This is a genomic window from Thioclava sp. PTB-PU3-1 (assembly GCF_055666785.1).
The window spans coordinates 84,503-110,493 of sequence record NZ_JBVNVL010000009.1 but is presented as its reverse complement, the minus strand read 5'-3'; the positions used below and the strand labels follow the sequence as shown (position 1 = coordinate 110,493).

The following is a 25,991-nucleotide window of genomic DNA, read 5'->3' as shown; positions in this document are numbered from 1 at the left end:
TCTGACCTTCCTGACTTCCAAAGAGCCATGGCAAACCGCGGATCGATGACCGGCGGGTCGTGAGCGGAATAGTCTTCATCAATCGTAATGGCTTGCGTTGGTCCGATGCGCCGCCAGAGTATGGTCCACAGAAGACCCTCTAAAACCGATGGAAGCGCTGGAGGTGAGTGGCTGAACGCCACTGGTCCGAGAGAAGCCACGAACGGGGTATTTTCGCCCGGATGATGGAGGGGCTTGCTTCCGAGGCCGCCGACCGGAAGACAGTGATGATCGATGTGAGCAAGCGAACGCCATGCGTTCGAGTGAGCCTGCGCAAGTATCTCAAGGCGCACCGCACGGCTTCGAGCCTGCGGTTGAATAAGGGGGGCGTGGCCGGCTGATTGGGCGGAGTTCGAAGATCAGAAAACGATCCGGGGGATCGTTTTCCGGAGAACAGGTGGCATGAACACCAAGTTGCATGCCGTCATGGACGCGAACGGCCGCCCGATCAAGTTCTTCATGACAGCCGGCCAGGTCAGCGACTACACCGGTGCGGCGGCCCTGCTGAGCAAGCCTGCCCGAGGCCGAATGGCTGTTGGCCGATCGGGGCTATGACGCCGACTGGTATCGTGAAGGCTTGCCGGACAAGGGCATCAAGCCCTTCATCCCGGGCCGGAAGTCCCGAGGCAAGCCCATTAAATACGACAGGCGCCGCTACAAGCGGCGCAACCGTATCGAAATCATGTTCGGTAAGCTCAAGGGCTGGCGCCGCGTTGCGACCCGTTACGACAGGTGCCCGAAGGTCTTTCTGTCCGCCGTAGCCCTCTCCGCAACTGTCATCTTCTGGCTTTGAACATTAACGAGTCTGGAGTCTACGGAACAGTCGTTCATCTATGGTGCAGCGAAGGTCGGCTCTCCGCCCATGCCCGTCGTCAAGGCTGTCGGCTGGAAAGTCTTTCGGCAACGGGCATTTGAACCACGGGCGCCCAGCCGAACGTTTCCCATGACCAGTGAGTGTCGCCCGCTGGTCTGAAGCAACCTTTCCGAACGCGGCAGGTTTCCGCTACGCGCGGCAATGACCGAAGTTGACGCCCGTCCTCTGGCTGCACGATAGCAGGAGCATACGCGGTTAGCGCTTCCTGTCTTGCGCCTTTGCGACGCTGTCGCGCACGACCAGTTCCCCCGTCATCAGAACCTTGACGGGAGATTGGTCGCGGTCGTCCGCCGCTATGAGGTCGTCGAGCAGGCGGATCGCCATTGCGCCGATGCGCGCTTTCGGCACGTCGACCGAGGTCAGGGGCGGGTCGAACACGCTCGAGGTAGGCAGGTTGTCGAAGCCGACCACGGAGACATCCTCTGGCACGCGATGGCCCAATTCGCGCAAGGCCCGGACGAAGCCGAAGGCGATTATGTCGTTCGCGCAGAAATAGGCATCCGCGACGGGCTGGTCGCGCAACTGAGTCAGGGTCTCTTTATAGGCCCCCTCCAGCGTCGACATCACCGAAAGTTCCTGCGCATCCTCGCCCTGCAATCCGAGTGCCGCGGCCGCAGTCTGGAATGCCCTTTGACGCAGTCGGAAGTTCATCACCTCGCTGTAGCTCCCGACATAGCCGATCTTGCGGAAGCCTCGCGCTATCAGATGTGAGAGCGCGTCGTGGACGAGTTGATCGTTATCCATGTCGACGAAATTCGCCTTCAGGAACGGGTGGTAGGTGTCGATGAGCACCGTGGGGAGCGGCGCGTATTCAATGATCGTCTCGATATCCTCGCGCGACAGTTCGGTGCCGAGCACGACGATTCCGCGCGGCTCCGTCCCCTCCAAGTCGGACAGCATCTGCTGAAGAGATTCCTGCTCGTAGCTTACGACCTGCAAGGCGTAGTCGCGCCGCAGCGCCTCGAAGGACATGCCGTCGATATAATCCGAGATGAAGTGGTTGTGGTCGCGGTTCACCGTCTGGCCGTGCCGCGCGATTTTCAGGAACCGGATCGTGTTGGTGGCTTCCTGCCGTGGCCGATTCGAACGCGGCGTGTAGTTCAGCGCTTCCACTGCCTGCAGGACGCGGGCGCGGGTGGCCTCTGAGATATCGCCCTTATCGTTCAGAACCAACGACACGGTGGCAGCGGAGACCCCCGCATGCCCGGCAACTTCGCGTAAAGTGACCGGTTTCTTCGGCTGAACTTCCATGGTCTCGCTCATCCCACCTTCATTTCATCGCGATTTGTCTGTGCCGCACATGGGCGGAACGCACGGTCCTTTTAATCTCACGCGCCGAGAGGGGCTAGTGAACAAACGGGGTTGACTTTAGTAAACATAATAGTAGCAATTTAGTAAATAAGATAATTATTCAGTAAACGACACGGGGGAGGAGATGTCGAAACTGGACGGGAATCTGTTTGTGTTGTCCGTGCTCATCGTGCTGCTTCTCGCAGTCGGTGGCGCGGCATCCGGCGGAAATTACCTTTCGATCTACAATTTGCAGTCGATGGCGAACCAAGTGCCCGAGATCGGGTTGCTCGCCATCGGCGTGATGCTCGCGATGTGCTCGGGCAATGGCGGGATCGACCTGTCGGGGATCGCGCTGGCGAACCTTTCGGGGGTGGCCTCGGGGCTTGTGGCTCTTTCGATTTTCCCGGTGGACGAGGCCCCGGTGCTGTTCACCATCACTTTCGCTGGGGGCTGCCTGCTGATCGGCATGCTGGGGGGCGCGCTGAACGGATTTCTGATCTCGCGCTTCGAGATCACGCCGATCCTGTGCACCTTGGGCACCCAGATGGCCTTTGCCGGTGCGGCGGTCGTGTTCTCGGAAGGGCGCTCGGTCATGATCGGGTCGCCGCCCGCGCTCTATGATCTGGGCAACGGCCTGATCTTCGGAGTTCCGGCGAGCTTCCTGATCTTCCTCGGCGCGGCTTTGATCTTGGGGGGCGTCCTGCGGTTTACGCCCTACGGGATGAAGCTGATGCTCACCGGGGCAAACCCGAAAGCGGCGCTCTTCAGCGGGTTCAACCGCGACCGCATTCTGATCACGACCTACGCGCTGTCGGGGCTGATGGCCGGGCTTGCCGGGGTGATCATCGCGGCACGCAACATCAACGTGAAATGGGACTACGGCACCTCCTACCTGCTGATCGCGATCCTCGTCGCGGTGATGGCGGGGGTGCGTCCTGATGGCGGGTATGGCCGCGTCGTCAACGTGGTGCTTTCGGCGATCACTCTGCAGCTCCTGTCGAGTCTGCTGAACTTCGTCGGGTTCTCGAATTTCGTGCGGGATTTCGCCTGGGGCGCGCTGCTGCTGTGCTTCCTCGCGGTGAACCGCTTCGAGCTGGTCGACCAGTTCATCACACGCTTTTCGCTGGGGCGCGCGGCGCGCGCTCCGAAAAACTGAGCCGAAGAATGTAATCCAGGGAGGAGATCATCATGGCATTCAAAGGACTTAAAATCGGCCTGTTGGCCGCGACAACAGCAGCGATGCTGGCCGGTGCGCAAGGGGTCGCGGCGCAAGAGGGCAAGTCGATCACCACGGTCGTCAAGATCAGCGGCATTCCGTGGTTCGACCGGATGAAGACCGGCGTCGAGAAATACGCGCAGGAACATTCCGACATGAAGATCGAGCAAGTCGGCCCTGCTACGGCGGATTCCGCGCAGCAGCTGCAGATCGTTCAGGATCTCGTGGCACGCGGCGTCGATGCGCTGGCCGTCGTGCCGATGGATCCGGCGATCCTCGAAGGCGTGCTCAAGCGCGCGATGGATCGCGGCATCGTCGTCGTGACCCATGAGGCCGATAACCAGAAGAACACCATGGCCGATGTCGAAGCCTTCGATAACGCCGAATACGGTGCGGCCCTGAACGAGCGTCTGGCCAAGTGCATGGACGGCAAGGGCAAGTGGACGACCTTCGTCGGCTCGCTGGGCAGCCGCACCCATATGCAATGGGTCGGCGCGGGCGAGGAGAACGCGAAGAAATATCCCGACATGGAACTCGTCGATCCGAATAACGAAAGCTTCGACGACGCCCAGGGCACCTATGAGAAAGCCAAGGAAATCCTGCGCAAGCATCCGGATATCAAGGGCTTCCAGACCTCGGCGGGCAATGACGTTCTCGGCGTCGGCCGCGCGATCGAAGAAGCGGGTCTGGCCGGTAAGGTCTGCCTCGTGGGCACCGGTCTGCCGAACCCTTCGGCGGCCTATCTCGACAGCGGCGCAATCACCGCGATCGGGTTCTGGGATCCCCAGAAGGCCGGCATGGCGATGAACTCGCTGGCCACGAAGATTCTCGCGGGTGAGGAGATCACCGACGGCATGGATCTGGGAGTCGACGGCTACCACAGTGTCAGCGTGCGCCCCGGCGCCGGCGACGGCGTGCTCGTCGTGGGCAACGGCATGGTTCTCGTCGACAAGGACACCTACAAAGAGACCCTTTTCTAAGGCGTGAAAAAACTGGTCGGTCGGGGGCAGCCCCGGCCGACTGTCAGACCGCCCGTGCCCAGGCTGGAGGAGCTTTGGCGCATGGGATGGAAGCGACCGGTGTTCAGGGGGGAGCAATCAGATGTCAGACGGACATTTTCTGGAGCTGCGCGGCATCCATAAGCGCTTTGGCGGTGTTCACGCGCTGCGTGGCGTCGATGTGACGATCGATACCGGCGTCGCCTATCACCTGCTGGGCGAGAATGGCTGCGGCAAGAGCACCTTCATCAAGATTATTTCGGGTGCCCACGCGCCCAGCGAAGGCGAGATCATACTGGACGGGCAGGCGCATAACGAGTTGTCGCCGATCCAGTCGCTCGAAGCGGGGATCGAGACGGTCTATCAGGACCTCTCCCTGCTGCCGAACCTCTCCGTCGTGGAAAACGTCGCGCTTGGCGACCAGCTGGTAAGGGGCAACGGGCGCTTGATGCGTCTGTTGAACCGCCGCCGCCTGCGCGAGACGGCGCGCGCGGCGATCCGCAATGTCGGGCTGGAGCCGACGGCGAAACTCCTCGGCACGATGGTCGGAGACCTGCCGCTTGCGATCCGTCAGCGCGTCGCCATCGCGCGCGCTATCGCCGCCGACGCGCGGCTGGTGATCATGGACGAGCCGACAACCTCGCTCACGCGTCACGAGGTGGACGCGCTGATCGAGCTGGTCGGCAAGTTGCTCGAACGCGACGTGGCGGTGCTGTTCGTCACCCACAAGCTGGAGGAGTGCTACCGCATCGGCGGGCAGGCGATCATCTTCCGCGACGGCGAATGTATCTCGCAGGGCCCGATCGCGGACTATTCGCGGGCCGAACTGTCGCATCTGATGACCGGGCGCGAGCTGGACACGATGCGCTATCGCAAGGGCATGCCGCAGGCCGAGGAAGTGCTTCGCGTCGAGGGCGCGAGCTCCGGCGCGGCCTTTGAAGATGTCGCCTTTTCGCTGAAAGCGGGCGAGGTGCTGGGGATCACGGGGCTCTCGGATTCCGGGCGCAACGAGGTCGCCCTCGCGCTGGCTGGTCACCAGCCGCTGAGTTCCGGTCATTTCGAGATTTCGGGCGCCCGGGTGCATCTCGACTCTCCCGCGGACGCGATTGCGCGCGGCATCGGCTATGTCCCCGAGGACCGCCTCTCCGAGGGTCTGTTCCTGCAGAAATCGATCTACCAGAACGAGGTGACGCTGATCCTCGACCGGCTGCGCGGTCGCGGCGGCATCGTCGACAAGCGCAAGGGCCGCGAGGCGGCGAGCAAGATCTCCGAGGCGATGAACCTCAATACCGGCAATATCGATCTGCCGGTGTCCGCTTTGTCTGGCGGCAACCAGCAACGTGTGCTGATCGGCCGGTGGCTCAGCATCGAGCCGAAGCTGCTGGTGCTGCACGGCCCGACGGTCGGCGTCGATGTCGGCTCCAAGGACACGATCTACCGCGCGATCCAGGCGATGGCGGAGCGCGGGATTGGGCTGATCATCGTCTCCGACGACCTGCCGGAACTGCTGCAGAACTGCGACCGGATCCTCGTGATGAACCGCGGTCGCCTCGTCGACGAACTCGACGCCGCGACCACCGACGAGAACCGTATTTACCAATCGATGCTCGGCTCGGCGAACGAGGCTGCCTGATGACCATGGTGCAAGAGATGAATGACCGATCAACGCCCAAACGTCCCGAGGACAAACTGACGATTTGGGAGACCCTGCGACGCCGACCCGAGATGGTGACACTGACCATCCTCGTCGTGATCTGCGTGGCGGTGTCGATTATCAACCCCAACTTCCTGCAGCCGGGCTCGCTCATCGACATGGGCCGCGCGAGCGTGGTGACCGGCCTCTTCGCACTCGGCGTCTTTGCCATTCTTGCGGCAGGGGGGATCGACGTCTCCTTCACCGCGATCGCGGCGCTGACGATGTATTCGCTGACGAAATTCGTGATCACCGTGGCGCCCGATCTGCCGATGGCCGCGATCATCGCGATTGCCGTCGTGGCCGGGGCGCTTCTGGGGGCGGTGAACGGCCTATTGGTCCACGGTCTGCGCGTGCCCTCGCTGATCGTGACGATCGGGACCCAATACTTGTTCCGCGGGATCCTGCTGGCTTTCGTCGGCACGGTGTGGCTGATGGAGCTTCCGCCGCAGATGACCGCCTTCGGCAAGGCCGCGCTCTATCAGTTTCAGGGCGCAAATGGCGTGACGGTCGATCTGCCCGCCTATTTCCTGATTTTCCCCGTCGTCGTCGGGCTGGCGTGGTTCCTGTTCGACCGCACGCTGATGGGCCGGGCGATCTTCGCCACTGGCGGCAATCCGGAGGTCGCGGCACGGCTCGGCTATGGCCAGCGCGTGGTGCATGTCTTCGTCTTCGCCTTCGCGGGCGCGCTCGCAGGTCTGGCTGGCATCATCCATGTCAGCGCGACCCGCATGGCCAACCCGTTCGATCTGGTCGGCACCGAGATCGAAGTGATCGCCGCCGTCGTTCTGGGCGGGGCGCGGATCACCGGCGGCACGGGTTCGGTGCTGGGCACCGTGGCCGGTGTTCTCCTGATCACCGTCGTCAGCAACACCCTGGTTCTGGTGGGAATCCCCAGCACCTGGCAGCGCCTCGTCGTGGGCGCGTTCATCCTTCTCGCAGCGGCCTTCTTCGTGCGCCGCAAGCAAAAACCCAAGCAACGCAAAGCAGAGTGATCCGATGAAGAAATTTCTCAACAAACCCGAAGATTTCGTCGAAGAGATGCTGGAGGGGATTTACGCCGCCCATCCGGAAGTGACCCATGTCGCGGACGATCTGCATTGCTTCGTGACGGCCAACCCGGTCCCCGGCAAGGTCGGGATCGTGACGGGGGGCGGCTCCGGCCACCTACCGCTATTCCTTGGCTATGTCGGCGATGGGATGCTCGACGGTGCGGGCGTTGGCGGGGTGTTCCAGTCGCCCAGCTCGGACCAGATCCTCGAAGTGACCAAGCATGTCGATCAGGGGGCGGGTGTCCTCTATCTCTACGGCAACTACAGCGGCGACATCATGAATTTCGACCTCGCCGGGGAATTGGCCGAGGTCGACGATATCGAGACCGCCACCGTGGTCGGCAATGATGATGTCGCCTCCTCCAAGCCGGGCGAAGAGCACAAGCGACGCGGCGTGGCCGGGATTGTCTTCCTCTACAAGGTCGCGGGTGCCGCTGCCGCCGAGATGAAGCCGCTCGCCGAAGTCGTCCGCCTGACCGAGAAGGCGAAGGCGCGCACGCGCACCATGGGTGTCGCGCTGACGCCCTGTATCGTTCCCGAGGTTGGCAAACCGAGCTTCACGCTTGGCGAGGATGAGATGGAAATCGGCATGGGCATCCATGGCGAGCCGGGGATCACCCGCAAGACGCTCGAGCCCGCAGATGCCGTCGTGGACGAAATGATGGAGCGCATCTTCGCCGAGCAGGACTACGCGGCAGGCGACGAGGTGGCGATCATCGTCAACGGGTTGGGCGCGACGCCGATGGAAGAGCTCTACATCTTCTACCGTCGCATCTCGCAGCTGTTCGCAGAGCGCAACGTGAGCGTCGCGCAGGTCTGGATCGGCGAATTCGCGACCTCGATGGAGATGGCGGGCGCCTCGATCTCGGTGCTGCATCTCGATGACGAGTTGAAACCGCTGATCGCTCGCGGCGCGACGACGCCGTTCTTCAAACATATCGCGAAGTGAGGGTTGCCATGACGATGGATGCGAAGGCACTGCCGGACCTGTTCAACCGTTACCGGGACCGGTTCGCCGCCGAGAAGCAGGCGCTGATCGAGCTCGACGGCAAGGTCGGGGACAGCGATCTGGGACTGACCATGGCGAAGGGCTTCACCGCTGCGGCGACCGCGCTTGAGGAGAAAGCGCCCGAGACGCTGGCGGACGGAATGAAAACTGCAGGCGCTGCGATCGCGAAAGCTGCCCCCTCGACCATGGGCACACTGATGGCGACGGGCTTCCTGCGCGGCGCGAAGGCGCTCGACGGTGTGGACGTGATGGATACCGCGGCGCTTGCAGATTTCTGGGCGGCCTTCCGCGACGGGATCGCGCAGCGCGGCAAGGCGCAGCTGGGCGACAAGACCGTGCTCGACGTGCTGCACCCGATGGCCGAGACCATCGCCGCGCAGGCGCAGGCAGGCGCATCGCCCGCGGAGGCATCACGCGCGGCGGCCCAAGCCGCGAAAGAGGCGTTGGAGGCGACCAAGGACATGGAAGCCCAGCACGGCAAGGCTGCCGCGTTTGGCGAGAAATCCAAAGGCATTCAGGACGCGGGCGGCACCGTCGCCTGCATCCTCATCGAAGAGACAAGCGCCGCTTTCGGCGCGTAGGAGAGGGTATGCACTACAATACGCTGGGACGGAGCGGGCTGAAGGTTTCAGCCCTCGCGATGGGGACTTTTACCTTCGGTGGCGAGGGGCCCTTCGCGATGGTCGGCAGTCAGGGCGTGGCCGAGGCGCGCGATCTGTTCGATTGCGTGATCGACCACGGGGTGAACCTGATCGACACCGCGAACATGTATTCCACCGGCACGGCCGAAGAGATCGTGGGCGAGGCGCTGGAAGGCCGCCGCGACAAGGTGCTGATCTCGTCAAAAGCCCGGATGCCGATCGATGACGGTCCTAATGGCGAGGGCGCGAGCCGCTGGCATCTGATCCGCGAATGCGAGCGCAGCCTGAAGCGCCTGCGCACCGATCACATCGACATCTACCACATCCACGAATGGGACGGCCAAACCCCGGTCGAGGAAACGCTCGAAGCCCTGCAAATGCTGATCGATCAGGGCAAGATCCGCTATGCGGGCTGCTCGAACTATACCGGCTGGCAGGTGATGAAATCGCTCATGGCCTCGGACAAGCCGGGTCGGGCGCGCTTCGTCACCCAGCAGATCCACTACACGCTCGAGGCGCGCGAGGCGGAATACGAGCTTTTGCCGATCGCGGTCGATCAGGGCGTCGGCGCGACCGTCTGGAGCCCGCTTGCCGCAGGGCTGCTGTCGGGCAAACACACCCGCGACAACCCGGTGGCCGAGGGCAGCCGTCAGGCGAAAGGCTGGACCGAGCCGCCGATCCGCGATCAGGAGCAGCTGTGGAAGATCGTCGATGTCCTCAACGAATTGGGCGAGGCGCATGGCGTCGAGGCCGCTCAGATCGCGCTGGCATGGCTGCTTACGCGTCCAGGCGTCGCTTCGCTGGTGGTGGGCGGCAGCACGGTGGAGCAGTTCGAGCGCAATTTCCGCGCGCTCGAAGTAGCGCTCTCGGCTGACGAGCTAGCCCGCCTGGACCAGGTGAGCCGCCCGCCGCTGATCTACCCGCTATGGCATCAAGAGCAATTCGCCAAACCGCGCTTCAGCCCGGCGGACGGGATCGTGACGCGCTGAAATGACCGGTTGAAGCTGGTGCACGAGGTCGGTCGCAGTAAGTCGCTCCGGTCGATGAAGCCTAAGACGACTACTGACGCTTTTGTGTGGTTTCGCAGTTGCCGCTAAGGTCGGTAGCAAGCGAATACTTGGGCGCATAGCAGGAATAGGGACCGAACGAAGCGAACGGCCGCGCACCGCCCAGACCTACGGACCCGTCGCGAACGGCCCAGAGCCGACGAACGCTGACGGCAGCGAATGTCAGCGTTCGTCTATCGGGCCGGCAGTGATTTTGTAACGTCCAAGTCCGCCTCAGAGCCGCTGCAGCGGGATGCGCAGACTAATCGAGAGCACATGGGCGTCGTTTTCGAAGCTCAGCGGAGCAACCGGCTCATCGCCACCGGTCACCGGCGTGCTGCCACCCTTCGCGGTCCCGAAGCTGTAATAGCGATAGGACATCTCGAGGATCGCCGGGTGCTTGCCGGGAGGCGTCAGCTGGTAGGCCATGCCGATGCCGAGCGAATAGGCGAAATCGCCATGGGTGTCGCCCGAGAAGGTGCGGTTTTCGGTGTCCGATGCGGGGTTCGTCCGCGTCCAGTCGCTGACCTTGTTGTTCGCGTAACCAAGCCCCGCCACGACGAAGGGATGAAGGCGGGAATTGACGCCCATCTGCTCGAACGGGGAATAGTAGAGGTTCCCCATCACCGCAGTGGTCGAAACCGAAGCCGCGGTGATGTCGGCATGGTCGCCGCTGGTCGTGTGCGGACCGGTGGTATGGGCGGCGCCAGTCGTGAGGAAGCTGACATCGCCGCGGAAGCCGTTCATCCAGTCATAGCCGAAGGCGATCTCTCCGAAGCCAGTCGTGTCGTTGCTCAGGTTGAAATCGATCCGCGGATCGGACGGGTAGCCGGGCGGCAGCCAGTGCTCGTCGGACGGTCGGGTGTTTGCTGCCCCGAGCCCGAAGCGCACGTAAGGTCCATAAGTGACACTCGCCGTGCCGACCTTGAAGATACTGGCCGAGTCCTGCGCCGCGGCTACCCCCGGAACTGCAAGACTGAAGACAAGGGCGCAGGCTGCGGCCCGCTTGATTGAAAAAACCATTTCGATGACTCTCCGTCCGCCTCATCCATCCGCCTGACCGGATGGTCCTGTTCCGCGACATAATGGATCTCTGGCTGCGCGCGTTGAAGAAGAAACTTCTGCCCCCGCTTCACGCAAGGGCAGAGTGTTGCTTCGGTTCCATAGGTTCTCAGCCGTCGTGACCTGCGAGAACCGCGATACGCACTGCTTCGGCTTGCGCGGCGAGGCTGGTCGCCGCCGCGCCCGTCACCGGCTGGCCAAGAATGGTCGTCACCGCCGTCACCGTAGCCGCCGTGATCGGCACGGTTTTATCCGAGGCGGTGCCCAGGAAAATCGCCTCGAGCGTTGCGGTGTTGTTCGTCACTCCGAGACTGGAGAGCGCCGAGCTGCCATCCAGCGTGTCCTTGAGAAGGGCGAGGTTCTGCAGCGGCGAGTCGATGAAGGAGACGTTGTCCCAATTCAGCGACAGCTGGTCGATCGCCTGATCGAGCGGCAGGTTGTAGAACGAGACCATGGTCGGCGAAATCGTTGCCAGCGCTTCCTCATAGGCGCGCTGCAGCACGTGATCGGGCGAACGGGCCACGTTCAGCCGCCCGAGCTCGACCTCCGGGATACCCTCTTTGGACCAGACCGGCTTGGTGCCGCGGGTGCCGGACGGGGTACCGGCTTGCGGGCCCTTGCCCTCGGAATCCGCGCCCGGGCCGCCCTGACCCTGCCCGGAAGACCCGCTGGCGCCGCCATGGCCGCCGCTCTCCTCATGCGAGCCGTTGTCCTCATGACCGCCGTTGCTCGAGCCATGCCCGGCCTCTCCGGTCTTGCCCTTCTGTTGGCCACCATCCGTGTGGTCCCCATCGGTATGCGAGCCGCTGTCTTGCGCAAAGGCGCGCGGCACGGACAGATGGAACGTCCCGGATTTCGGGCCAAGCTGCACGGTGAGACCCAGCCCAGCGATCAGCGCAATTCCTGCCACGGCAGTTGCGCTCTTTGCAGTCTTGCGTGTCATGACTGCCTCCTTGTTATGAGATGTTGGTCGTCTTGACCCGGACCCTGCGGCAGAGGCGGGTCCGGGTCGATGTTCGTCAGATGCGATCAGCCATGTCCGGCGAGGATCGCGATGCGCACAGCTTCGGCATCGGCTGCAAGAGACGCGGCCGCAGCCCCCGTGACCGGTACCCCGAGGATTTGCGTGACGGCGATCACCGTATCGGTCGTGATCGGAACGGTCTTGTCCGAAGCCGCGCCGAGGAAGATAGCCGCGAGCGTGTCGGCATCATTCGAGACGCCAAGGCTAGACAGCGGGGTCGACCCCTCAAGCGTCGCCTGCAGAAGGCCGAGGTTCTGCAACGGGGAGTCTATGAAGCTCACGTTGTCCCAGTTCAGGGAGAGCTCCTCGATCGCCTGGTCGAGCGAAAGGTTGTAGAACGAAACCATCTCGGGCGAAATCGATGCGAGCGCTTCTTCATAGGCCTGATCGAGCACATGTTCCGGCGAGCGCGCGACGTTCAGACGCCCCAGTTCGACTTCCGGAATCCCTTCCTGCGACCAGGTCGGTTTGCCGCCGCCGGAGGAGGAGGGCGCGCCTGCTTGCGGCCCCTTGCCGTCGGAATCTTCGCCCGGCCCGCCTTGGCCCTGACCCTGAGACTGTCCGGTCTGGGCGCCTTTACTGCCCTGACCCTGACCGCCTTGATTTCCCTTGCCGGTCCCTTGGCCGCCGGACTCCTGTGCATTGGCCGCGAAGCTGAACGGACCGGTGACCGGTGCTTGCCATGCGATCGCAAGTCCCAATGCCGCAGCAAGAGCGACGAGCGATACGCGAGACTTGTTCGTGAACATTGAATTACGCATTTCCATATCCTCCTCCGTGTTGACGCCTTCGCGTCGAAGCAAGAAGAACATAGGAGGAGAGATTCCTCTTTGATCGTAATCAACGAGATGTATGTTTCCGGATGCCTCTCACACCACCTGAGAAGTCGCGTCGTCACCGTCGTGACGCATTGGCAGAGGGCACGGGACCGGTGATCCGGGCGCGCGCCGCGACCGGCAGCGAGCCTGCGTCGCTGCCGGTCGTGTCTGGCGAAGCGGACGTCCGTTTCCTGCCGATTTCCATCAGAGCGTCGCGGTCGGCCCTTTGCTGTCGTAGACCCTAGCCCCAACCAATGTCTGCTATTTCCAATCAAAAAAGGACGTTCGGTCCCCAATCACTTTCGCTCGGAAGCTGCCCTCCCGCGAAAGCTTCACGTGATAGGATGTTGAGCTTGGGGCTGCACGATGTGCAGCCCCGCATCTGTCTTTCAGGACCACACAGTTCAAAACCGGCACTGAGGCAGCTCTGCAAAAAGCGGCGTAGCGCGAATGCAGACTGCTCACGAGCTAACGGACCGGGAAACCGTAGCTTCCGTCAGCAATCCTCAGCCGGCAGCATGGTCACGTCGGAGTAACGACCGTCCGAGGTCGTGATGCGTGCGCAGGCGCCAGTGGAGCGATTGAAATACCACGAGGTCAGCCCTTCGGAGCGAATACGCTCATAGCCGAGCGCCATGATCCCGCCTTCGGCTTGACCCGCGCGAGCGCCCTCGAAGGAGGAGAGGTCGTATTCGCTGCCGACCGCTGGGCGACCTTGCTCGGGCATGCTCGTGTCGCCGGTCTCCACGCAGGCGGCAAGCGGAAGGGCCGCGGCACAGGTCCAGATCAGTTTCGTCTTCATGTTTGTCTCCTTCGACAGTTTGTGCGCCAGTTCAGATCAATGCGCGGTTGGAAAATCTTGGCTGCGGCCCCGCTATGAGGGGGGGCGGGGCCGCAGGAGGCGCGTCAGTTCGCGTATTCGCTGAAGACTGTGACGCTGCCGTTCGCTTCAAGGCGGCAGGTGTATTTGCTCCCGCCCGCCATGAGCGTGACGATCGGGCCGCCGCCGGTCTGGATGCGATCGAGGATGGTGACCGAACCCGCGCTGGTGCCGGTCAGGGTCGCAGCCTGCGCGATACAGGGACTGGTCATGGCTTCGAACTGGGCATCGGTGCCGCTGAGCGCAGGGTCCGAGCCTCCGGTCTCGACGCAGCCTGCGAGCAGGGCCGAGGCCACGAACAGGCCTGCGATGGTCTGAGTGGTCTTCATGGTTCTTCTCCCTCCAGTTTGGTCACCGGTGAGTTCGGGCGTCTTCCGCAGGGCTCAGGCCTTGCGGACCATCTTCACGATCAGCAGCAGAAGCACCGCTCCGAGGAACATCACGATCAGCGAGCCGAGCGCGCTCGCGATCTGAATTCCGAACAGCCGGAGCAGAACGCTCGCGAGGATCGAGCCGCCGATCCCGATCAGGATGTCGAGCCCGATACCGGAACCGGTCCCCTTCACGAGCAGGCTCGCAAGCCAGCCGACGAGCCCGCCGACGACGACGGCAATCAGGATGCCGATGATCAGCCCCATCCCGGCGCCGACCGCGTTCGCGGGGCCTTGTTGCGCAAAGGCGGGCGCTGCGAAAGCGGTGGCCGCGAAGGCCATGAGTAGTCTCTGTTTCATCACTGGATCCCCAAGATTGCTGTGAAATCTCTTGCGCCAGACGAGCGGGTCTCGACCCCGATCAGGATTTCCCCCCGTCTCTCCCGGAGCATTCCGCCGATGTAGCCGCCCACGGCCCCGGCGAGAGCGGAGGACCACCAAGACGTGCCTCCGAAGCCCAAGGTGCGTGAAATGAACCACCCGATGATCAGGGCGACGCAGCCAATGAGTCCGTATTTGACGGGCGTGCCGAGAGTATCGAGCAAGGCTGTCTCCACGTGTTGAGGCTTTCGGGGCAGGGGCCATACGCCGCTCCCGAAGGTCGGTGCCGATCAGAGGTAGCCTTCGCTGCCCATGAACATGGTTTGCGGGTTGCTTCCATCCGCGCCGACGAGACAGCGCCACGGAGCGCCGTTTGCGCCGACCCGCATGTAGATGGCGGTTGCGGCCTGCGACGTCTCTCCACCGACCACGGTCACGCCACCCGCCGTCTGAGCCGCCAGGGCCGATCGGCAGGAGTCGATCGCGGCCTGGCTGACATCCGGAGACATGCTGGTGATGAAAGGCGGGCTGCCGGGCGCGACCGGCATTCGGGCTGCCGATCCGCCGGTGTCCTCGACGCAGGCCGAAAGCGCCGCGAGCGCACCGAGCCCGGCCATGATTCCGATCAGTCTGGGCATGTCTTCTTCCTTTCTGTTGAGGTCGAGAGGGCAGTTCGGATGTCAGTCGATACCGAAGATGACCCTGTAGGATTGCGCGCCGTTGGCCGTGTTGTAGACGTCGATCATGTGGTCGCCCGACTGAAAGAGTTGGCCACGGTATTCCTGCGCCGCGGGCATTTCGTCGAGCAGGACGGACCCCTCCGGGTTGTAGATCACGTAGGTCATCCCGGGCCCGTTGGCGGCGAGCCGGAAATACAGGTTCTGCCCGTTGGCCGCGCCGAGGATATATCGCTGCGATCTCTGCGGAAGCAGCTGACCGGAGAGTTCCGCGCCGCTCGAACCGGGCGCGAACTGCACACGGATGTCTGCCGACCCGCTGCCGGCCATTGCCCCGCCGCCGTCATCGGCGGTTGCGCTGTTCTCTGCGCCACCCGGTCCGGGAAGGCGCAGGAAGCGAGCCGCGACCCAACCGTGCACACCACCTTGCGCGTCCTGAACCTTGCACCATTGCCGACCGTCCGACATCGTGCAGCCGCCGACATTGCGAACGACTGTGCCGTTGGGCAGCTTGCCCAGCAGGCGACCGCTTGGCCGCGGTGCGTTGCGGATATTGAGCGTGTCGCCCGGCGTGCGGAGCGTCACGACGAAGAAATCCTCTTCGGGAAGCATCCCGCCACTCTGACTGCCGCCCGAGGTCGAGCCGCCGCTGCCTTGCCCGGTGATCGAGACCTTGATCGAGAAGCCGACCGTCTTGCCGGTATCCCTGTCATTGCCCATAAGGTAGACGCGGATCGCCCAGTCACGGGTTTCGGGGAGGATCACGCTGGCCGAGTTGCCTTCGTTCGAGCCGACGAACAGGCCATTGTAGTCCATGCCTGCGGGCAGGATGTTGAAGTAGGCGATTCCATTGCCATTCGTGCCCGTGACCCTGAGATCGACATTCATCCGTTGGCCGGCGTTCCCGCGCAGCACATAGTCGATGTAGTCCCTACCGATCACTGCGCCGTTGATGGTCACGCTCGACTGTCCGCGCGGGAAGCTGATCGGCACGCTCTCCTGCGCAGCCGCTTGGGGCGCGCCGAGCGCGAGGGAAAACGCACAGAGCGCAGCGGCCGAGGCGGTGCGAAGCGAGTGCAGGAACGGGGCCGCTTGGAACATGACGTATCTCCTCTCGGTTCGGACAGGCCGCGCGGCCTTGGAATGGACCACGCGCGCGCATAAATTCGCTCGTTCCCGATCGGGGTGAGCGACGTCCGGGCTAAAAATTTCTTTTCAGACCATGCTTTAGCAAATCAGATCACGCGGGCGTGAGTTTGGGGAGGGCGAAAATATGCGTTTTGGAAGAATCCGTTGACCTAAGGGCAAGGCGGTGCCGTTTTCCGGGACGCGCCGACGCACATAAGCAGAGACGACGTGGTGGTTCGGGCCGCTCAGTTGCGACGGCGCAGCACTCTGCAAGCGATAACAAGCAGGGCGAGATTTACGCCGGGCGCGGCAACCGCCCAAAGAGCGGCCGCACTGTCCGGCACGGGAAGGATCATGTTCCACGGCAGGCCAAGCGGCATCAGAAAGACGCCAGAAAGTGGATCGCGCTCCTGTCCGAACCAACCAAACGTGCCGATTGCGAGCAGCAGCAGCGCCGCGATCCAGAGGAGCACGAAGAGGCCGATGAGGATCCGACAGAGCTTCATCTCGTTGGTTCTACCCCTTACCCCTTCAGCAATCTTCCGCAGGAAGCATCGTGATGTCAGCGAATTTCCCATCTGAGGTTGTGATCTTCGCGCAGGCACCGGTCGCCCGGTTGAACCAGAAGGTCGTCAGGCCTTCCGATCGAATAGACTCGAAGCCAAGGGCCTGAAGTCCGCCCTCTGCCTGACCCGCAGGCGCGCCGACGAAATCGGTCAGATCGGTCGGACTACCGACTGTCGGCATGCCGCTTTCCTGCGGCGCGCCATCCATGGCGCCGCCACCGTCATCCGCCGTCGCCGGATCTTCCGCAGGGGCACCGTCCATCGCACCGCCACCGTCGTCGGCCGTGGCGCTGTCTTCCGTAGACGTCGGAGCGCTGACCTGTTCCACGCTCGCGCCGCTTCCGTCATTCGAGACGAGACAACGCCATTCGGCATCGTCGGCGCTTTTCAGCATGACAAGCGAGTTCGCCTCGGAGAACTCGGTGCTCAAAACCGTGCCGCCCATCTCGCCATGCGCCGCGCGCACCGCGTCGATGCAGGCGTCGATTGCCTCCTGGCTGACTTCGGACGAGGTCGCCGCTTGCGTCGCGGCCGGCTCCTGCGCTGCAGCTTTCGGGGCCTCATCCATTGCGCCGCCGCCGTCATCGGCCGTCGCGGTATCTTCCTTTGCGGGCTCCGCGCTCTGCGTCGTCGAGGTGGTCGCCGAGCCGGTCTCCTCCGCCTTGTCTTCCTCTTCCTGACATGCCGAAAGCGCGAAGACGAGCATGGCGCTGAGAACGAGCTTGTTCATTTTGAAGACCTCTCTGAATGCGTTGCGCAAGGGGTGAGCAGAGCGGCGCGCCGCCAAAATGCAGAAGGGTGGCCGCTCCCGCTAAAGTCGTGCGCCGTCGTCATTCTTCGCATTTGATCACGAAGCGGTGATCGGTGGGAGGGCGGAAATATGCGTTTTGCCGGGTTCGATGAATTGCGCGGCGAGGGGCCGATCATCCAAGCGTTGCGGCCGCCCCGGTCCCCGTCAGTAGAAGGACGCGCCGTCGATCAGATGGGCGCGCTGCCCCGCATGGGTGACATGAAAGGTTCCGGGATTGTCGGTCGCGACGAAGCCGATCTTCTCGATCGTGAACTCGTCATTGGCGGGGAAGTCGAAGAAAGAGGTGATGTAGTTGAGTGCCCCGACAAACTGCCCGTCCTCCGTCAGAGGCTCCCAAATCGTGACATTTCCATTTCCGCGCGCATTCACCGTAAAGCTGAACAGAAGCGCCGCCCCGTCGAGAAAACCCGATTCCAGCAGGTGATCCCGAAGATGCGGCGCCCCGATGCGATTAGAGTAGGTCTCGAAGGACGTTCCCATGAGCTTGAAGGGATCCTGTCCGCGCTCGGTGAAGGCCTTCTTGCCGGAGGCCGAAATTTCGACGAGCCGCAGGTTCTGATCGAGGAGTGACGCGGGGCGCAGGTCACACCGCACAATCGCGAGGCTTCTGTTGAAGGCTCGCCGCTCCTCATCGCGCTCGAGAAGTGATCTCAGACGCGCGAGCGTTGCAGGGCGCGGATTTTCCACTTGGCGCTCCCACCGGCTCACCGTGCCCTGATCGACCCCGAGCCTTTCGCCCAGTTCGATCTGGGTGATGCCCAAGCGGCGCCGAATGTCCCGGATCGCAGAACCTTCCAACTCAGCCTCTCCCGAAATCAAAGCTTACCTTACGTTACCCGGGGGCGTTGTATCTGGGAAGACACGAACTTGCGTGATCGGCGCAGGGCGAGGTGCGCCGTGCGGCTCAGATGTCACGCACAACCTTAGCGAGAACTGTTCAGGCTAGACAAGCGGCTGACCTTGGGTAAACTATTTGTGATCGAGCGGTTTTTCAGGATGTTTCCGTGGGTATTTTTCGAGTGAAACCAATCGCGCTGAGCCTCGCTCTGGCGCTGGCCGCGGCTCCTGTTTCGGCGCAAGGCACCCAATTCAACCTCACCGGCGTAACCGTTTACGATACGGCGGAAATCCTCGGATATGCCGCGCAGGTCGTCGTGCAACGCACCGGGACCGTTACGGCCGAGGATCTCGCTCAGACGCTCGAGATCATGTATCGCGAGGACGGGTATTTCCTCGCCGAAGTGTTCGTCGCAGATGATGGTCAGACGCTCGTGGTCGACGAGGGGCAGATCGGCGATGTGTCTATCGAAGGGGTGGATGAGCCGACCTATCGCCTGATCCGAAGCTATGTGGAGCCGATCGTCGGGCGCCGCGCCGTCACCCAGAAGGAATTCGAGCGCGCGATCATGCTCGTGGAGGATATCGAAGCGGTCTCGGCCACGGCAGAGGTCGACTATCCGGAAGGCGCCTCCGCAGCACGGGTCCGCGTCATCACGACGCCGGAGGATCGGGCCTCGGGATATGTGAGCCTCGATCACCCCTCGCGCGATTTCGGCGAAAGCGCGATCCTGAGCGTCCATCAGGAATTCCTGAGCGCGCTGACCCCGGGCGACCGGTTGCGGTTCGAGCTGTCCGGCTCGTCCGAATTCGATGGCGGTGGCGACAGCGTCTGGGGCGCTCTCGCCTATCGCATGCCCCTTGGCGGGGGCGGTGGGTTCGGCGAGGTCTATCTGGGCTCGGTCACCGCACGCCGGGATGCGCGTGGCACGCTTCTGTCCACCGACATCGAGGGCAACACGGCCATGCTCGCCTTCGGCTATCCGGTCCTGCGCGATGTGGATACCTATGGCTATGCGCTTCTCGAGGCGAAGCGGGTCGAATCCAACGTGGATGTCTCTGGCACGAAATTCGACAGCGCGGTCGATGTCGTCGGGGCCTCCTGGATCTTCGGCAAGGCGCTTCCGGGCGGCGGGGCCTATGAATATGCGCTGAACCTCTCTGTCGGCGAGCGCACATCGGATGCTGCGGGTTTCGATGACGGCGACAAGCATTTCTCGCATTTGCGTGTCGGATTGGGCTACCAGCACCCGGTCTCATGGTTCGGCCCAGAAAGCGCCGTGCGCGCCGAGCTGTGGGGGCAATACTCCCCCGATCGCCTGCCGAGCATCGAGGAATTCTATATCGGCGGACGCGAGGATGAACGCGGTTACCGGTTTGCAGAGGCGCAAGGAGACAGCGGCGTGTCCGCGACCCTCGAAGTCGGTCGCGATCTCTTCCCGAGTGCGGGGCAGGTCCGGCGCGTTCGGCCTTTCGGCTTCCTCGATCTTGGCTATGTGAAAAACAATAGTCCCTCGGTGGACGAGCTGGGGGAGGAAACCTTCGCGTCCCTCGGTCTAGGGGTCGATGCCGAATTCCCGGCGGGCGTCTTCGTGCGAAGCTATGTGGCAGCGCCCTTGACCGACGGGCCGTCCACCGGTGCGGGCGATCCTGCCTTCTACCTTGGTCTGACGAAAAGCTGGTGATCTCATGCGTAAACCGTCTCTTGCTCTGACTGTCGTCCTGTTCACGCTTCCAGCGGTGTCTGCCTTCGGCGAAGGCAATCACTTCGGGTTCTGCAATGGTGTGGGAAACAAGCACGGGGCGGCAGATTGCGGGCCGAGCGGGACTGGCACCGGCACGGGAACACCGGGGACAATCCCGACGACCACCCAGCTTCCGACGACGGGCACTCAACCAACCCTTCCCACCGTTCCCGCGATCATCAATGTCGTGCCCACAAAGCCGACAGTGACGACGGGGTATGGTCCGGTTCCGACCGTGCAGGGACAGCCGGGCACGCCGATCGTCGGCACCGGTCAGTTGCCGATCGTGATCAAGCCAGTGCCGCAACCCGTCCTGACTGGTGTCGGCCCGGTGAACCCGGCTCAACCTTTGCAGACACCGTCCTTCACCGGCACGGGGCAGTTGCCGACTGTGATCAAGCCTGTGCCGCAAACTGTGCTGACGGGCGTCGGCCCGGTGAACCCGCCTCAGGCTTTGCAGACCCCGTCCTTCACCGGAACGGGCCAGTTGCCCTACGTTATCCAGCCGCTGCCGCCTACGACCGTCACCGGTGTCTCTCCGGTGCCGACCATTCAGCCGATTGCGACGCCGTCCTTCACCGGGCAGGGGATGCCCATTATCATCGTGGTGCCGAACCCGCCCACGACCTTTGGCGGCTATGGCCGAGTGCCCGCCTCGATCATCGTGCAGGCGAACCCGGGGCAAACCTTCAGCGGCTACGGCCGGGTTCCGCAGCCCACGCCGCAGGCGATCCCCCAACAGGCGCCCTATGCCGTTCCGACGCCGATGCGACAATCCACGCCGGTGCTGGCGCCGAGCAAGGTCGCAACGCCGGTCGCCTCGCCGCAGTTGGTGCCCGGCCAAGTGCCCACAGCCACGCCGCAGGCCGTGCCGGTGATGGTGCCGCGCCCGAAGCCGCGCCCGGTTGGCGTGATGATGACCAGTTCGACGGCCGGAAAGGTCACGCATGCCCCGTCGGTGCAGCAGCCCGCCCTTGGCAAGCAGCACGTCACACACACGGCCGGTCGCCAGGCGCCGCACGATCCGCCGCGCTTTGCGTCCGCTGACGGAGGCGGTTCGTGGAATTGCATCGCGAGCGGCCACGGCAAGCGCAAACGCTTTATCGACGGCGAGGTCGCGGTCAGCGGAGCGCTCCGCCATGTCGGCGCGGTCGATGTGCTCGGGCGCGATTTGCCCGCCTTGCACCCCGATCATTCCGACTGCATCGTGTCCGTCAGGCGTCGCAAAGAGCGGTGATCACAATCGGGCCCCGTGATCTCACGGTGCACGCCGCATTCCAGAGGCTTGCGCTGCGTTTCTCTGCTACCCTCTTTCGCTGCATGGCCGGAGCTATCGGGGCGCGAATGTAATGCCCAAAGAGTGAAGGGCGGCCGCGCCTCTGCGCTCCGTCGCGTGCTTTGCGGAGCTTTCTTACAGCCCATTAATGCTTTCTTGGTTGATGTCGTGACGATCGTCCCGGTGCTTCCGGCGATTTGCGCACCACGCAGCGAATAACCGCGTCGCAGCCAGAAGAACGAGATGTCGCTGAACAGCAGAAAGCCGACATTCGGCAGAAGCGCAGCGAATGTCTGCTTCCCGTCCAAAAAACGCCTGACACATCCCCGTCATACCCAAAGTGGCAGAGCATCGATCGCCGGGCGCATCAGGTTGGGTGGGGTCGGTTTGTGGTAAGTCTTCTCGTGAATATCGCGCCCTTCATGGCCCACGATGTCGCGAATGATCTTATCGTCGATTGCCGCGTGTTCGAGCGCGTTCTGAACGTAGTGGCGGAAGCTGTGGAAAGATATTGCCGCGCCGCCGGCGCCCAGCGTGTCATCGATGATCTGTCTCATCCGGCGTCCGAGTTTCTTGCCGTGCTTCCCGCTCTTGGGCTCCCGAAGGTCCGGAAACAGATCAGGGTGCCCGGCACGCTTCATCTTCGTCACATGGTCGAGAAACCCGAGCTCGATCAGGCGCGCATGGATCGGCACGATACGACAAGAGGAGAGCGTTTTGACGTGGCGCTGCTCGGTTTCACGGATCGAAATGCAAGACATGCCGTCGACCTCGATGATGTCCTCGGGCGACGCGCCTGCGATCTCTTCGCGCCGCGCTCCCGTCACGCCGCCGATCAGCAGGCACCAATAGATGCCGTTGCGATAGATCGATTTGCCCGGACGGGTCTGGTAATACTCTGTCTCAGAACCCGTCCAGACCGGGCTTTGGAACAGCGCCTTGAGTTGCGGCAGGGTGAACGCATCCTTCTTTTCGCTCTCGCGCACAGTTTCCTTGCAGCGCAGCTTGCCCGGATCGAGGCGCGGGTCGATCAGGAAGCCCTCATCGGCGGCCCAGTTCGTGACCTGACCGAGATGATCGAGGTGACGATTGATCGTGCCGGTCGAGAGGCCAACCTTATCGGCGGGCAGCGACACGGCCGGGGGCGTTCGCGCCGCATTGTCTGGAGAAAAATTAGGCGCCGGGCAAGGCGGTTCGGGCCCCAGCAGGTCGGACGGTGTCTGAGCGGCCAACGTGTCGGCCAGGGCGTCGATCGGCTCAAGCGCTGCATCCTCGCCGCTCCACGCGGCCCGCTTGCCCGAGATCAGCAGGCTCATGAGGGTCACGATTTCAAAAGCAGAACTTGTTGGACGCCCGGTCAGATCCTGAAACTCCCTTGCGATAATGCGCCTGCGGCTCTCGCTCGTAAGGTCGCGGCGATATAGATCTATCGTCGAGCTCAAAAGTTCAGAAGCATCTTCGGGTGCCTCAGCATTCATGCCCGACCGTGCCAGATGTACCCAAGCGTCCCGCGTGGCCTCGTCGTGGCGCACATCATCAAGCGGATCGAGGGAGTCGAACCGGCGCAGCATCTGCAGCTTTTCGATCTTCGCCCGCTCGCGCTTGATTACATCCGCCAGCCAGACGCGCGCCTCTTGAGGGGAGATCTCGGTCCGGATGATGCCGTCCATAAATGTATCGCTCTCCGCACTAATCTTGCGGGCTAAGATAATCGCAACGCGGCGATCCATCGTCCCCAAGGAGAGCTTCAGGTCAACGAATTTTGTGGAAAACACCCGGATCCGACAGCGCCATTGATAGGCAGCGCCGCGACGGGAGAGATGGGGTTGGCCGTGCATGGTCTTGCGTCGCCCTTGTTTCGGACGGACCCACGCAAAACTCGGGTGATGGAACACCCCTATGCCACACCTACGAAGCCATGAATGGCTTTTTGTAGCTAAATCAACACCCTAGAGGGGAGGATGGCTCCGGCGGTAGGGATCGAACCTACGACCAATTGATTAACAGTCAACTGCTCTACCGCTGAGCTACGCCGGAACATGTGAGGGTGTATATGAATCTCGAATTGGGATGTCCAGAGGGTTCTGGCGAAAAAATTCAGGCTTTCGTCACGTCAGCGAAAATAGCGCCTCTGGGCGCAGGTCGGGCGCGGCGATGACTTGGTTTTGCACTGACATTTCAACGAGATGCGCGAAGACGTTGCGTTCGGCCGCGGGCAGGAGGGCTGCGGGGACGTCGGTGTAGATCGCGCGGGTGAGGCCCTGCGGGGTGGCCGGACGCTCGGTGAGGGCGCTTCGGATCTGTTCGGTGCGGGCGTCGCGATGCGCGCGCTGACTCGCGATCAGGGGCTGGGGGGCGGTCACCGGGTCGCCGTGGCCGGGATAAAGGATGCGCGGACTCTCCGCCTCGATCCGCGCGAGCGAGCGGTAATAGTCGCCCAGATCGCCGTCGGGCGGCGAGATCAGCGTCGAGGACCAGCCCATAACGACGTCGCCGGTCAGAAGCGCATCGCCCATCGCGAAGCTCAGATGGTTGCAGAAATGGCCGGGCGTGTGCAGCGCGGTGAGCGACCAGTCGCCATGGCTCAGCGTCTCGCCGTCCTCAATGAGGATGTCGGGGTCGAAGGCGTGATCGACCCCTTCGCCGCCGCCCGCATGGCCGCGCGCCGCGAGTTCCGCCATTACAGGTGCGCGCCCGGATTCGGGCGGGCCGAAGGCGAGGATCGGCGCGCCCGTGGCCTCGGCCAAGAGCCGTGCGCCGGGGGAATGGTCGAGATGCGCATGGGTGACGAGGATATGGCTGACACGTTCACCCGGTGCGAGCGCGTCGAGCAGCGCCTGCAGATGGGCAGGATCGGCGGGGCCGGGATCGACCACCGCGACCTCGCCTGTGCCGATGACATAGGTGCAGGTGCCGGTATAAGTCATGGGGGACGGGTTCGGAGCCACGATCCGACGCAAGCCGGGCTGCAATTCTTCCATCTTTCCCTCCATCGCGGCCATCGTTAGGGTTCTGGCATGAAATTTCGCTGGCTGAAACAGATGATGCCGCGCGGGCTTTATGGGCGGGCCGCGCTGATCCTGATTCTGCCGGTGGTGACGATCCAGCTCGTGGTTTCGGTCGTCTTCATTCAGCGCCATTTCGAACGCGTTACGCAGCAGATGACCGAAGGGATGGTGCGCGAGATCGCTCTGCTCGATCAGGTCGCGACCAATGCGCCGACGGCAGAGGTCGCGCGCGAACGGCTCGACGTGCTCGACAAGACGCTGAACTTCGCCTCGCAATTCCCGGCGCCCGCGAATCTTGCGTCGCAGCGGGGCGATACACGCAGTTTCTTCGATCTGACCGGAATCGTGGTGATTTCGACGCTGCGGGCGAACCTGTCGCAGATCCGCTCCATCGATCTCGACAACAACACCAATTCCGTGCGGGTGGTGCAGGAGACGCCGAACGGGCCGCTCGCGGTGACCTTCGCGCGCAGCCGGGTTTCGGCGTCGAATCCGCACCAATTGCTGGTTCTAATGGTCTTTGTTTCCATCCTGATGACACTGATCGCCTATATCTTCCTGCGCAATCAGCTGCGCCCGATCCGCAGGCTGAGCCATGCGGCGGAGGAATTCGGCAAGGGGCGTAACCTGAATTACCGCGTCTCGGGGGCGACGGAGGTGCGCGCCGCAGGCCGCGCCTTCCTCGATATGCGCAACCGGATCGAGCGGCAGATCGAGCAGCGCACGCTGATGCTGTCCGGTGTCAGCCACGATCTGCGCACGCCGCTCACGCGTCTGCGGCTCGGGCTGTCGATGATGGAGGAGAATGACGAGGTCCGCGCGATGGAGCGCGACGTCGACGAGATGGGGCGCCTTGTCGATGCGTTTCTCGAATTCTCGCGCGACGGGGCGTCGCATGGCGAGCCGGAGACGCTGCCGATCTGCGGCTTCGTTGCAGGCGTGGTGGAGGACATGCGGCGGATGGGGCGCGATGTGACGCTGGTCGATTGCGACAGCGAGGAGGACGCGACCTTCCGCCCCGATGCGCTCAAACGCGCCTTGGCGAATCTGATCGGCAACGCGGTGCGCTACGGCACGCGCGCGGAGATCACTGTCTCTATCGCGCGCACGGGGTGGCGAATCGCGGTGCATGATGACGGGCCGGGCATCCCGCCCGAACGCCGCGAGGAGGCGATCCGGCCATTTACCCGGCTCGACCCGGCGCGCAATCAAGATCGCGGGCAGGGCGTCGGATTGGGGCTTTCGATCACCGCCGACATCCTGCGCCGCCACGGTGGATCGCTGAAACTCGGGCGATCCGAACGGCTTGGCGGCTTGATGGCCGAGATGATCCTGCCCCGGTGATCGGCTACACATTCGATCACGCTCGCGCACGAACCGCTCACGGCAACGAGATCGCCTCTTGCGGCCTGTCCCGGGGCTACGCATTGTGACGGGTGAGTGACATGCCCTAGTTGAATGGATGCTTCACGGCTCCTAGATATTGGGTTGAACAGGGGAGGGACGTGGTCGCCGAAAACGGGGCCGGACCCTCCTGCCAAGAGAG

At 63.2% G+C, this 25,991-nt stretch carries 24 protein-coding genes, 1 tRNA gene and 1 pseudogene; 11 read left to right on the top strand and 15 right to left on the bottom strand.

Annotated features, from left to right (window positions below):
* Positions 1 to 17: 17 nt before the first annotated feature.
* Positions 18 to 832: pseudogene (locus ACZ7GB_RS18810) on the top strand (IS5 family transposase); the annotation flags it as partial.
* 276 nt (positions 833 to 1,108) lie between these two features.
* On the opposite strand, the gene ACZ7GB_RS18805 reads toward ACZ7GB_RS18810, so the two are convergent.
* Positions 1,109 to 2,176, bottom strand: coding sequence for a LacI family DNA-binding transcriptional regulator (locus ACZ7GB_RS18805; RefSeq protein ID WP_208607933.1), 1,068 nt, complete (start codon positions 2,174 to 2,176; stop codon positions 1,109 to 1,111).
* Positions 2,177 to 2,348: 172 nt separating this feature from the next.
* Here ACZ7GB_RS18805 and ACZ7GB_RS18800 point away from each other — a divergent pair, with 172 nt between their 5' ends.
* The 7 genes from ACZ7GB_RS18800 to ACZ7GB_RS18770 all read left to right on the top strand — a co-directional run bounded on the left by ACZ7GB_RS18800 (position 2,349) and on the right by ACZ7GB_RS18770 (position 9,804).
* Positions 2,349 to 3,362 (top strand): ABC transporter permease, encoded by a 1,014-nt coding sequence (locus ACZ7GB_RS18800; RefSeq protein WP_472159963.1) that lies wholly within the window; start codon positions 2,349 to 2,351, stop codon positions 3,360 to 3,362.
* Positions 3,363 to 3,394: 32 nt separating this feature from the next.
* Complete coding sequence (locus ACZ7GB_RS18795) at positions 3,395 to 4,402, top strand: substrate-binding domain-containing protein (RefSeq protein ID WP_078539248.1); 1,008 nt, start codon at positions 3,395 to 3,397, stop codon at positions 4,400 to 4,402.
* A 121-nt stretch (positions 4,403 to 4,523) separates the two neighbouring features.
* A complete protein-coding gene (locus ACZ7GB_RS18790; RefSeq protein WP_472159961.1) occupies positions 4,524 to 6,053 on the top strand; it encodes a sugar ABC transporter ATP-binding protein in 1,530 nt (509 codons plus the stop codon).
* Entirely contained in the window at positions 6,053 to 7,108 is a 1,056-nt protein-coding gene (locus tag ACZ7GB_RS18785) for an ABC transporter permease (protein WP_166504566.1), read from the top strand. The genes ACZ7GB_RS18790 and ACZ7GB_RS18785 overlap by 1 nt, the downstream gene beginning before the upstream one ends.
* Positions 7,109 to 7,112: 4 nt before the next feature.
* Positions 7,113 to 8,114 carry a dihydroxyacetone kinase subunit DhaK gene (locus ACZ7GB_RS18780; RefSeq protein ID WP_078547148.1) on the top strand — a complete coding sequence of 334 codons (1,002 nt, stop codon included), beginning with the start codon at positions 7,113 to 7,115 and terminating at the stop codon, positions 8,112 to 8,114.
* 8 nt (positions 8,115 to 8,122) lie between these two features.
* Entirely contained in the window at positions 8,123 to 8,755 is a 633-nt protein-coding gene (locus ACZ7GB_RS18775) for a dihydroxyacetone kinase subunit L (RefSeq protein ID WP_143594644.1), read from the top strand.
* 8 nt (positions 8,756 to 8,763) lie between these two features.
* Positions 8,764 to 9,804, top strand: a complete 1,041-nt coding sequence (locus ACZ7GB_RS18770) for an aldo/keto reductase (protein WP_472159959.1) — start codon at positions 8,764 to 8,766, stop codon at positions 9,802 to 9,804.
* 291 nt (positions 9,805 to 10,095) lie between these two features.
* On the opposite strand, the gene ACZ7GB_RS18765 is transcribed toward ACZ7GB_RS18770, so the two are convergent.
* The 11 genes from ACZ7GB_RS18765 to ACZ7GB_RS18715 all read right to left on the bottom strand — a co-directional run bounded on the left by ACZ7GB_RS18765 (position 10,096) and on the right by ACZ7GB_RS18715 (position 18,377).
* Positions 10,096 to 10,884, bottom strand: coding sequence for an outer membrane protein (locus tag ACZ7GB_RS18765; RefSeq protein ID WP_472159958.1), 789 nt, complete (start codon positions 10,882 to 10,884; stop codon positions 10,096 to 10,098).
* A gap of 148 nt (positions 10,885 to 11,032) precedes the next feature.
* A complete protein-coding gene (locus ACZ7GB_RS18760) occupies positions 11,033 to 11,866 on the bottom strand; it encodes a hypothetical protein (protein ID WP_472159957.1) in 834 nt (277 codons plus the stop codon).
* 86 nt (positions 11,867 to 11,952) lie between these two features.
* The gene (locus tag ACZ7GB_RS18755) at positions 11,953 to 12,708 is read right to left on the bottom strand and encodes a hypothetical protein (RefSeq protein ID WP_472159955.1); all 756 of its coding nucleotides are present in this window, start codon (positions 12,706 to 12,708) and stop codon (positions 11,953 to 11,955) included.
* A 553-nt stretch (positions 12,709 to 13,261) separates the two neighbouring features.
* Positions 13,262 to 13,567 carry a hypothetical protein gene (locus ACZ7GB_RS18750; protein ID WP_078547159.1) on the bottom strand — a complete coding sequence of 102 codons (306 nt, stop codon included), beginning with the start codon at positions 13,565 to 13,567 and terminating at the stop codon, positions 13,262 to 13,264.
* A 104-nt stretch (positions 13,568 to 13,671) separates the two neighbouring features.
* Positions 13,672 to 13,974: a hypothetical protein gene (locus ACZ7GB_RS18745; protein ID WP_472159953.1), complete on the bottom strand. Its 303-nt coding sequence runs from the start codon at positions 13,972 to 13,974 to the stop codon at positions 13,672 to 13,674.
* Between the two features lie 54 nt (positions 13,975 to 14,028).
* A complete protein-coding gene (locus ACZ7GB_RS18740) occupies positions 14,029 to 14,376 on the bottom strand; it encodes a GlsB/YeaQ/YmgE family stress response membrane protein (protein WP_472159951.1) in 348 nt (115 codons plus the stop codon).
* 311 nt (positions 14,377 to 14,687) lie between these two features.
* Positions 14,688 to 15,035: a hypothetical protein gene (locus tag ACZ7GB_RS18735; RefSeq protein ID WP_472159950.1), complete on the bottom strand. Its 348-nt coding sequence runs from the start codon at positions 15,033 to 15,035 to the stop codon at positions 14,688 to 14,690.
* Between the two features lie 42 nt (positions 15,036 to 15,077).
* Positions 15,078 to 16,175, bottom strand: coding sequence for an SH3 domain-containing protein (locus tag ACZ7GB_RS18730; RefSeq protein WP_472159949.1), 1,098 nt, complete (start codon positions 16,173 to 16,175; stop codon positions 15,078 to 15,080).
* A 272-nt stretch (positions 16,176 to 16,447) separates the two neighbouring features.
* Positions 16,448 to 16,708: a hypothetical protein gene (locus ACZ7GB_RS18725; RefSeq protein WP_472159947.1), complete on the bottom strand. Its 261-nt coding sequence runs from the start codon at positions 16,706 to 16,708 to the stop codon at positions 16,448 to 16,450.
* A gap of 25 nt (positions 16,709 to 16,733) precedes the next feature.
* Complete coding sequence (locus ACZ7GB_RS18720) at positions 16,734 to 17,498, bottom strand: hypothetical protein (RefSeq protein WP_472159945.1); 765 nt, start codon at positions 17,496 to 17,498, stop codon at positions 16,734 to 16,736.
* A 225-nt stretch (positions 17,499 to 17,723) separates the two neighbouring features.
* Entirely contained in the window at positions 17,724 to 18,377 is a 654-nt protein-coding gene (locus ACZ7GB_RS18715) for a helix-turn-helix domain-containing protein (protein ID WP_472159943.1), read from the bottom strand.
* A 206-nt stretch (positions 18,378 to 18,583) separates the two neighbouring features.
* On the opposite strand from ACZ7GB_RS18715, the gene ACZ7GB_RS18710 reads away from it, so the two are divergent.
* Both ACZ7GB_RS18710 and ACZ7GB_RS18705 read left to right on the top strand, forming a co-directional pair.
* On the top strand, positions 18,584 to 20,101 hold the full coding sequence (locus ACZ7GB_RS18710; RefSeq protein WP_472159942.1) for a ShlB/FhaC/HecB family hemolysin secretion/activation protein: 1,518 nt from the start codon (positions 18,584 to 18,586) through the stop codon (positions 20,099 to 20,101).
* A gap of 4 nt (positions 20,102 to 20,105) precedes the next feature.
* Positions 20,106 to 21,398 (top strand): hypothetical protein, encoded by a 1,293-nt coding sequence (locus ACZ7GB_RS18705; protein ID WP_472159940.1) that lies wholly within the window; start codon positions 20,106 to 20,108, stop codon positions 21,396 to 21,398.
* Positions 21,399 to 21,766: 368 nt separating this feature from the next.
* Here ACZ7GB_RS18705 and ACZ7GB_RS18700 read toward each other — a convergent pair whose 3' ends face one another.
* The 3 genes from ACZ7GB_RS18700 to ACZ7GB_RS18690 form a co-directional block, all read right to left on the bottom strand.
* Positions 21,767 to 23,275, bottom strand: a complete 1,509-nt coding sequence (locus ACZ7GB_RS18700; protein WP_472159939.1) for a site-specific integrase — start codon at positions 23,273 to 23,275, stop codon at positions 21,767 to 21,769.
* 124 nt (positions 23,276 to 23,399) lie between these two features.
* Positions 23,400 to 23,474: transfer RNA gene (locus tag ACZ7GB_RS18695), tRNA-Asn, on the bottom strand.
* A 71-nt stretch (positions 23,475 to 23,545) separates the two neighbouring features.
* Positions 23,546 to 24,418: an MBL fold metallo-hydrolase gene (locus ACZ7GB_RS18690; protein ID WP_472159938.1), complete on the bottom strand. Its 873-nt coding sequence runs from the start codon at positions 24,416 to 24,418 to the stop codon at positions 23,546 to 23,548.
* 36 nt (positions 24,419 to 24,454) lie between these two features.
* Between ACZ7GB_RS18690 and ACZ7GB_RS18685 the strand changes: the two genes are divergently transcribed.
* Entirely contained in the window at positions 24,455 to 25,789 is a 1,335-nt protein-coding gene (locus ACZ7GB_RS18685; RefSeq protein WP_472159936.1) for an ATP-binding protein, read from the top strand.
* Positions 25,790 to 25,991 lie beyond the last annotated feature (202 nt).

Bases quoted from the DNA above. Each gene is read 5' to 3' on its own strand.
- ACZ7GB_RS18690 (WP_472159938.1), bottom strand. From the start codon at position 24,418: ATGGAAGAATTGCAGCCCGGCTTGCGTCGGATCGTGGCTCCGAACCCG.
- ACZ7GB_RS18795 (WP_078539248.1), top strand. From the start codon at position 3,395: ATGGCATTCAAAGGACTTAAAATCGGCCTGTTGGCCGCGACAACAGCA.
- ACZ7GB_RS18740 (WP_472159951.1), bottom strand. From the start codon at position 14,376: ATGAAACAGAGACTACTCATGGCCTTCGCGGCCACCGCTTTCGCAGCG.
- ACZ7GB_RS18755 (WP_472159955.1), bottom strand. From the start codon at position 12,708: ATGCGTAATTCAATGTTCACGAACAAGTCTCGCGTATCGCTCGTCGCT.
- ACZ7GB_RS18735 (WP_472159950.1), bottom strand. From the start codon at position 15,035: ATGCCCAGACTGATCGGAATCATGGCCGGGCTCGGTGCGCTCGCGGCG.
- ACZ7GB_RS18785 (WP_166504566.1), top strand. From the start codon at position 6,053: ATGACCATGGTGCAAGAGATGAATGACCGATCAACGCCCAAACGTCCC.
- ACZ7GB_RS18745 (WP_472159953.1), bottom strand. From the start codon at position 13,974: ATGAAGACCACTCAGACCATCGCAGGCCTGTTCGTGGCCTCGGCCCTG.
- ACZ7GB_RS18780 (WP_078547148.1), top strand. From the start codon at position 7,113: ATGAAGAAATTTCTCAACAAACCCGAAGATTTCGTCGAAGAGATGCTG.
- ACZ7GB_RS18800 (WP_472159963.1), top strand. From the start codon at position 2,349: ATGTCGAAACTGGACGGGAATCTGTTTGTGTTGTCCGTGCTCATCGTG.
- ACZ7GB_RS18730 (WP_472159949.1), bottom strand. From the start codon at position 16,175: ATGTTCCAAGCGGCCCCGTTCCTGCACTCGCTTCGCACCGCCTCGGCC.
- ACZ7GB_RS18790 (WP_472159961.1), top strand. From the start codon at position 4,524: ATGTCAGACGGACATTTTCTGGAGCTGCGCGGCATCCATAAGCGCTTT.
- ACZ7GB_RS18750 (WP_078547159.1), bottom strand. From the start codon at position 13,567: ATGAAGACGAAACTGATCTGGACCTGTGCCGCGGCCCTTCCGCTTGCC.
- ACZ7GB_RS18720 (WP_472159945.1), bottom strand. From the start codon at position 17,498: ATGAACAAGCTCGTTCTCAGCGCCATGCTCGTCTTCGCGCTTTCGGCA.
- ACZ7GB_RS18770 (WP_472159959.1), top strand. From the start codon at position 8,764: ATGCACTACAATACGCTGGGACGGAGCGGGCTGAAGGTTTCAGCCCTC.
- ACZ7GB_RS18700 (WP_472159939.1), bottom strand. From the start codon at position 23,275: ATGCACGGCCAACCCCATCTCTCCCGTCGCGGCGCTGCCTATCAATGG.
- ACZ7GB_RS18685 (WP_472159936.1), top strand. From the start codon at position 24,455: ATGAAATTTCGCTGGCTGAAACAGATGATGCCGCGCGGGCTTTATGGG.
- ACZ7GB_RS18775 (WP_143594644.1), top strand. From the start codon at position 8,123: ATGACGATGGATGCGAAGGCACTGCCGGACCTGTTCAACCGTTACCGG.
- ACZ7GB_RS18760 (WP_472159957.1), bottom strand. From the start codon at position 11,866: ATGACACGCAAGACTGCAAAGAGCGCAACTGCCGTGGCAGGAATTGCG.
- ACZ7GB_RS18705 (WP_472159940.1), top strand. From the start codon at position 20,106: ATGCGTAAACCGTCTCTTGCTCTGACTGTCGTCCTGTTCACGCTTCCA.
- ACZ7GB_RS18765 (WP_472159958.1), bottom strand. From the start codon at position 10,884: ATGGTTTTTTCAATCAAGCGGGCCGCAGCCTGCGCCCTTGTCTTCAGT.
- ACZ7GB_RS18725 (WP_472159947.1), bottom strand. From the start codon at position 16,708: ATGAAGCTCTGTCGGATCCTCATCGGCCTCTTCGTGCTCCTCTGGATC.
- ACZ7GB_RS18805 (WP_208607933.1), bottom strand. From the start codon at position 2,176: ATGAGCGAGACCATGGAAGTTCAGCCGAAGAAACCGGTCACTTTACGC.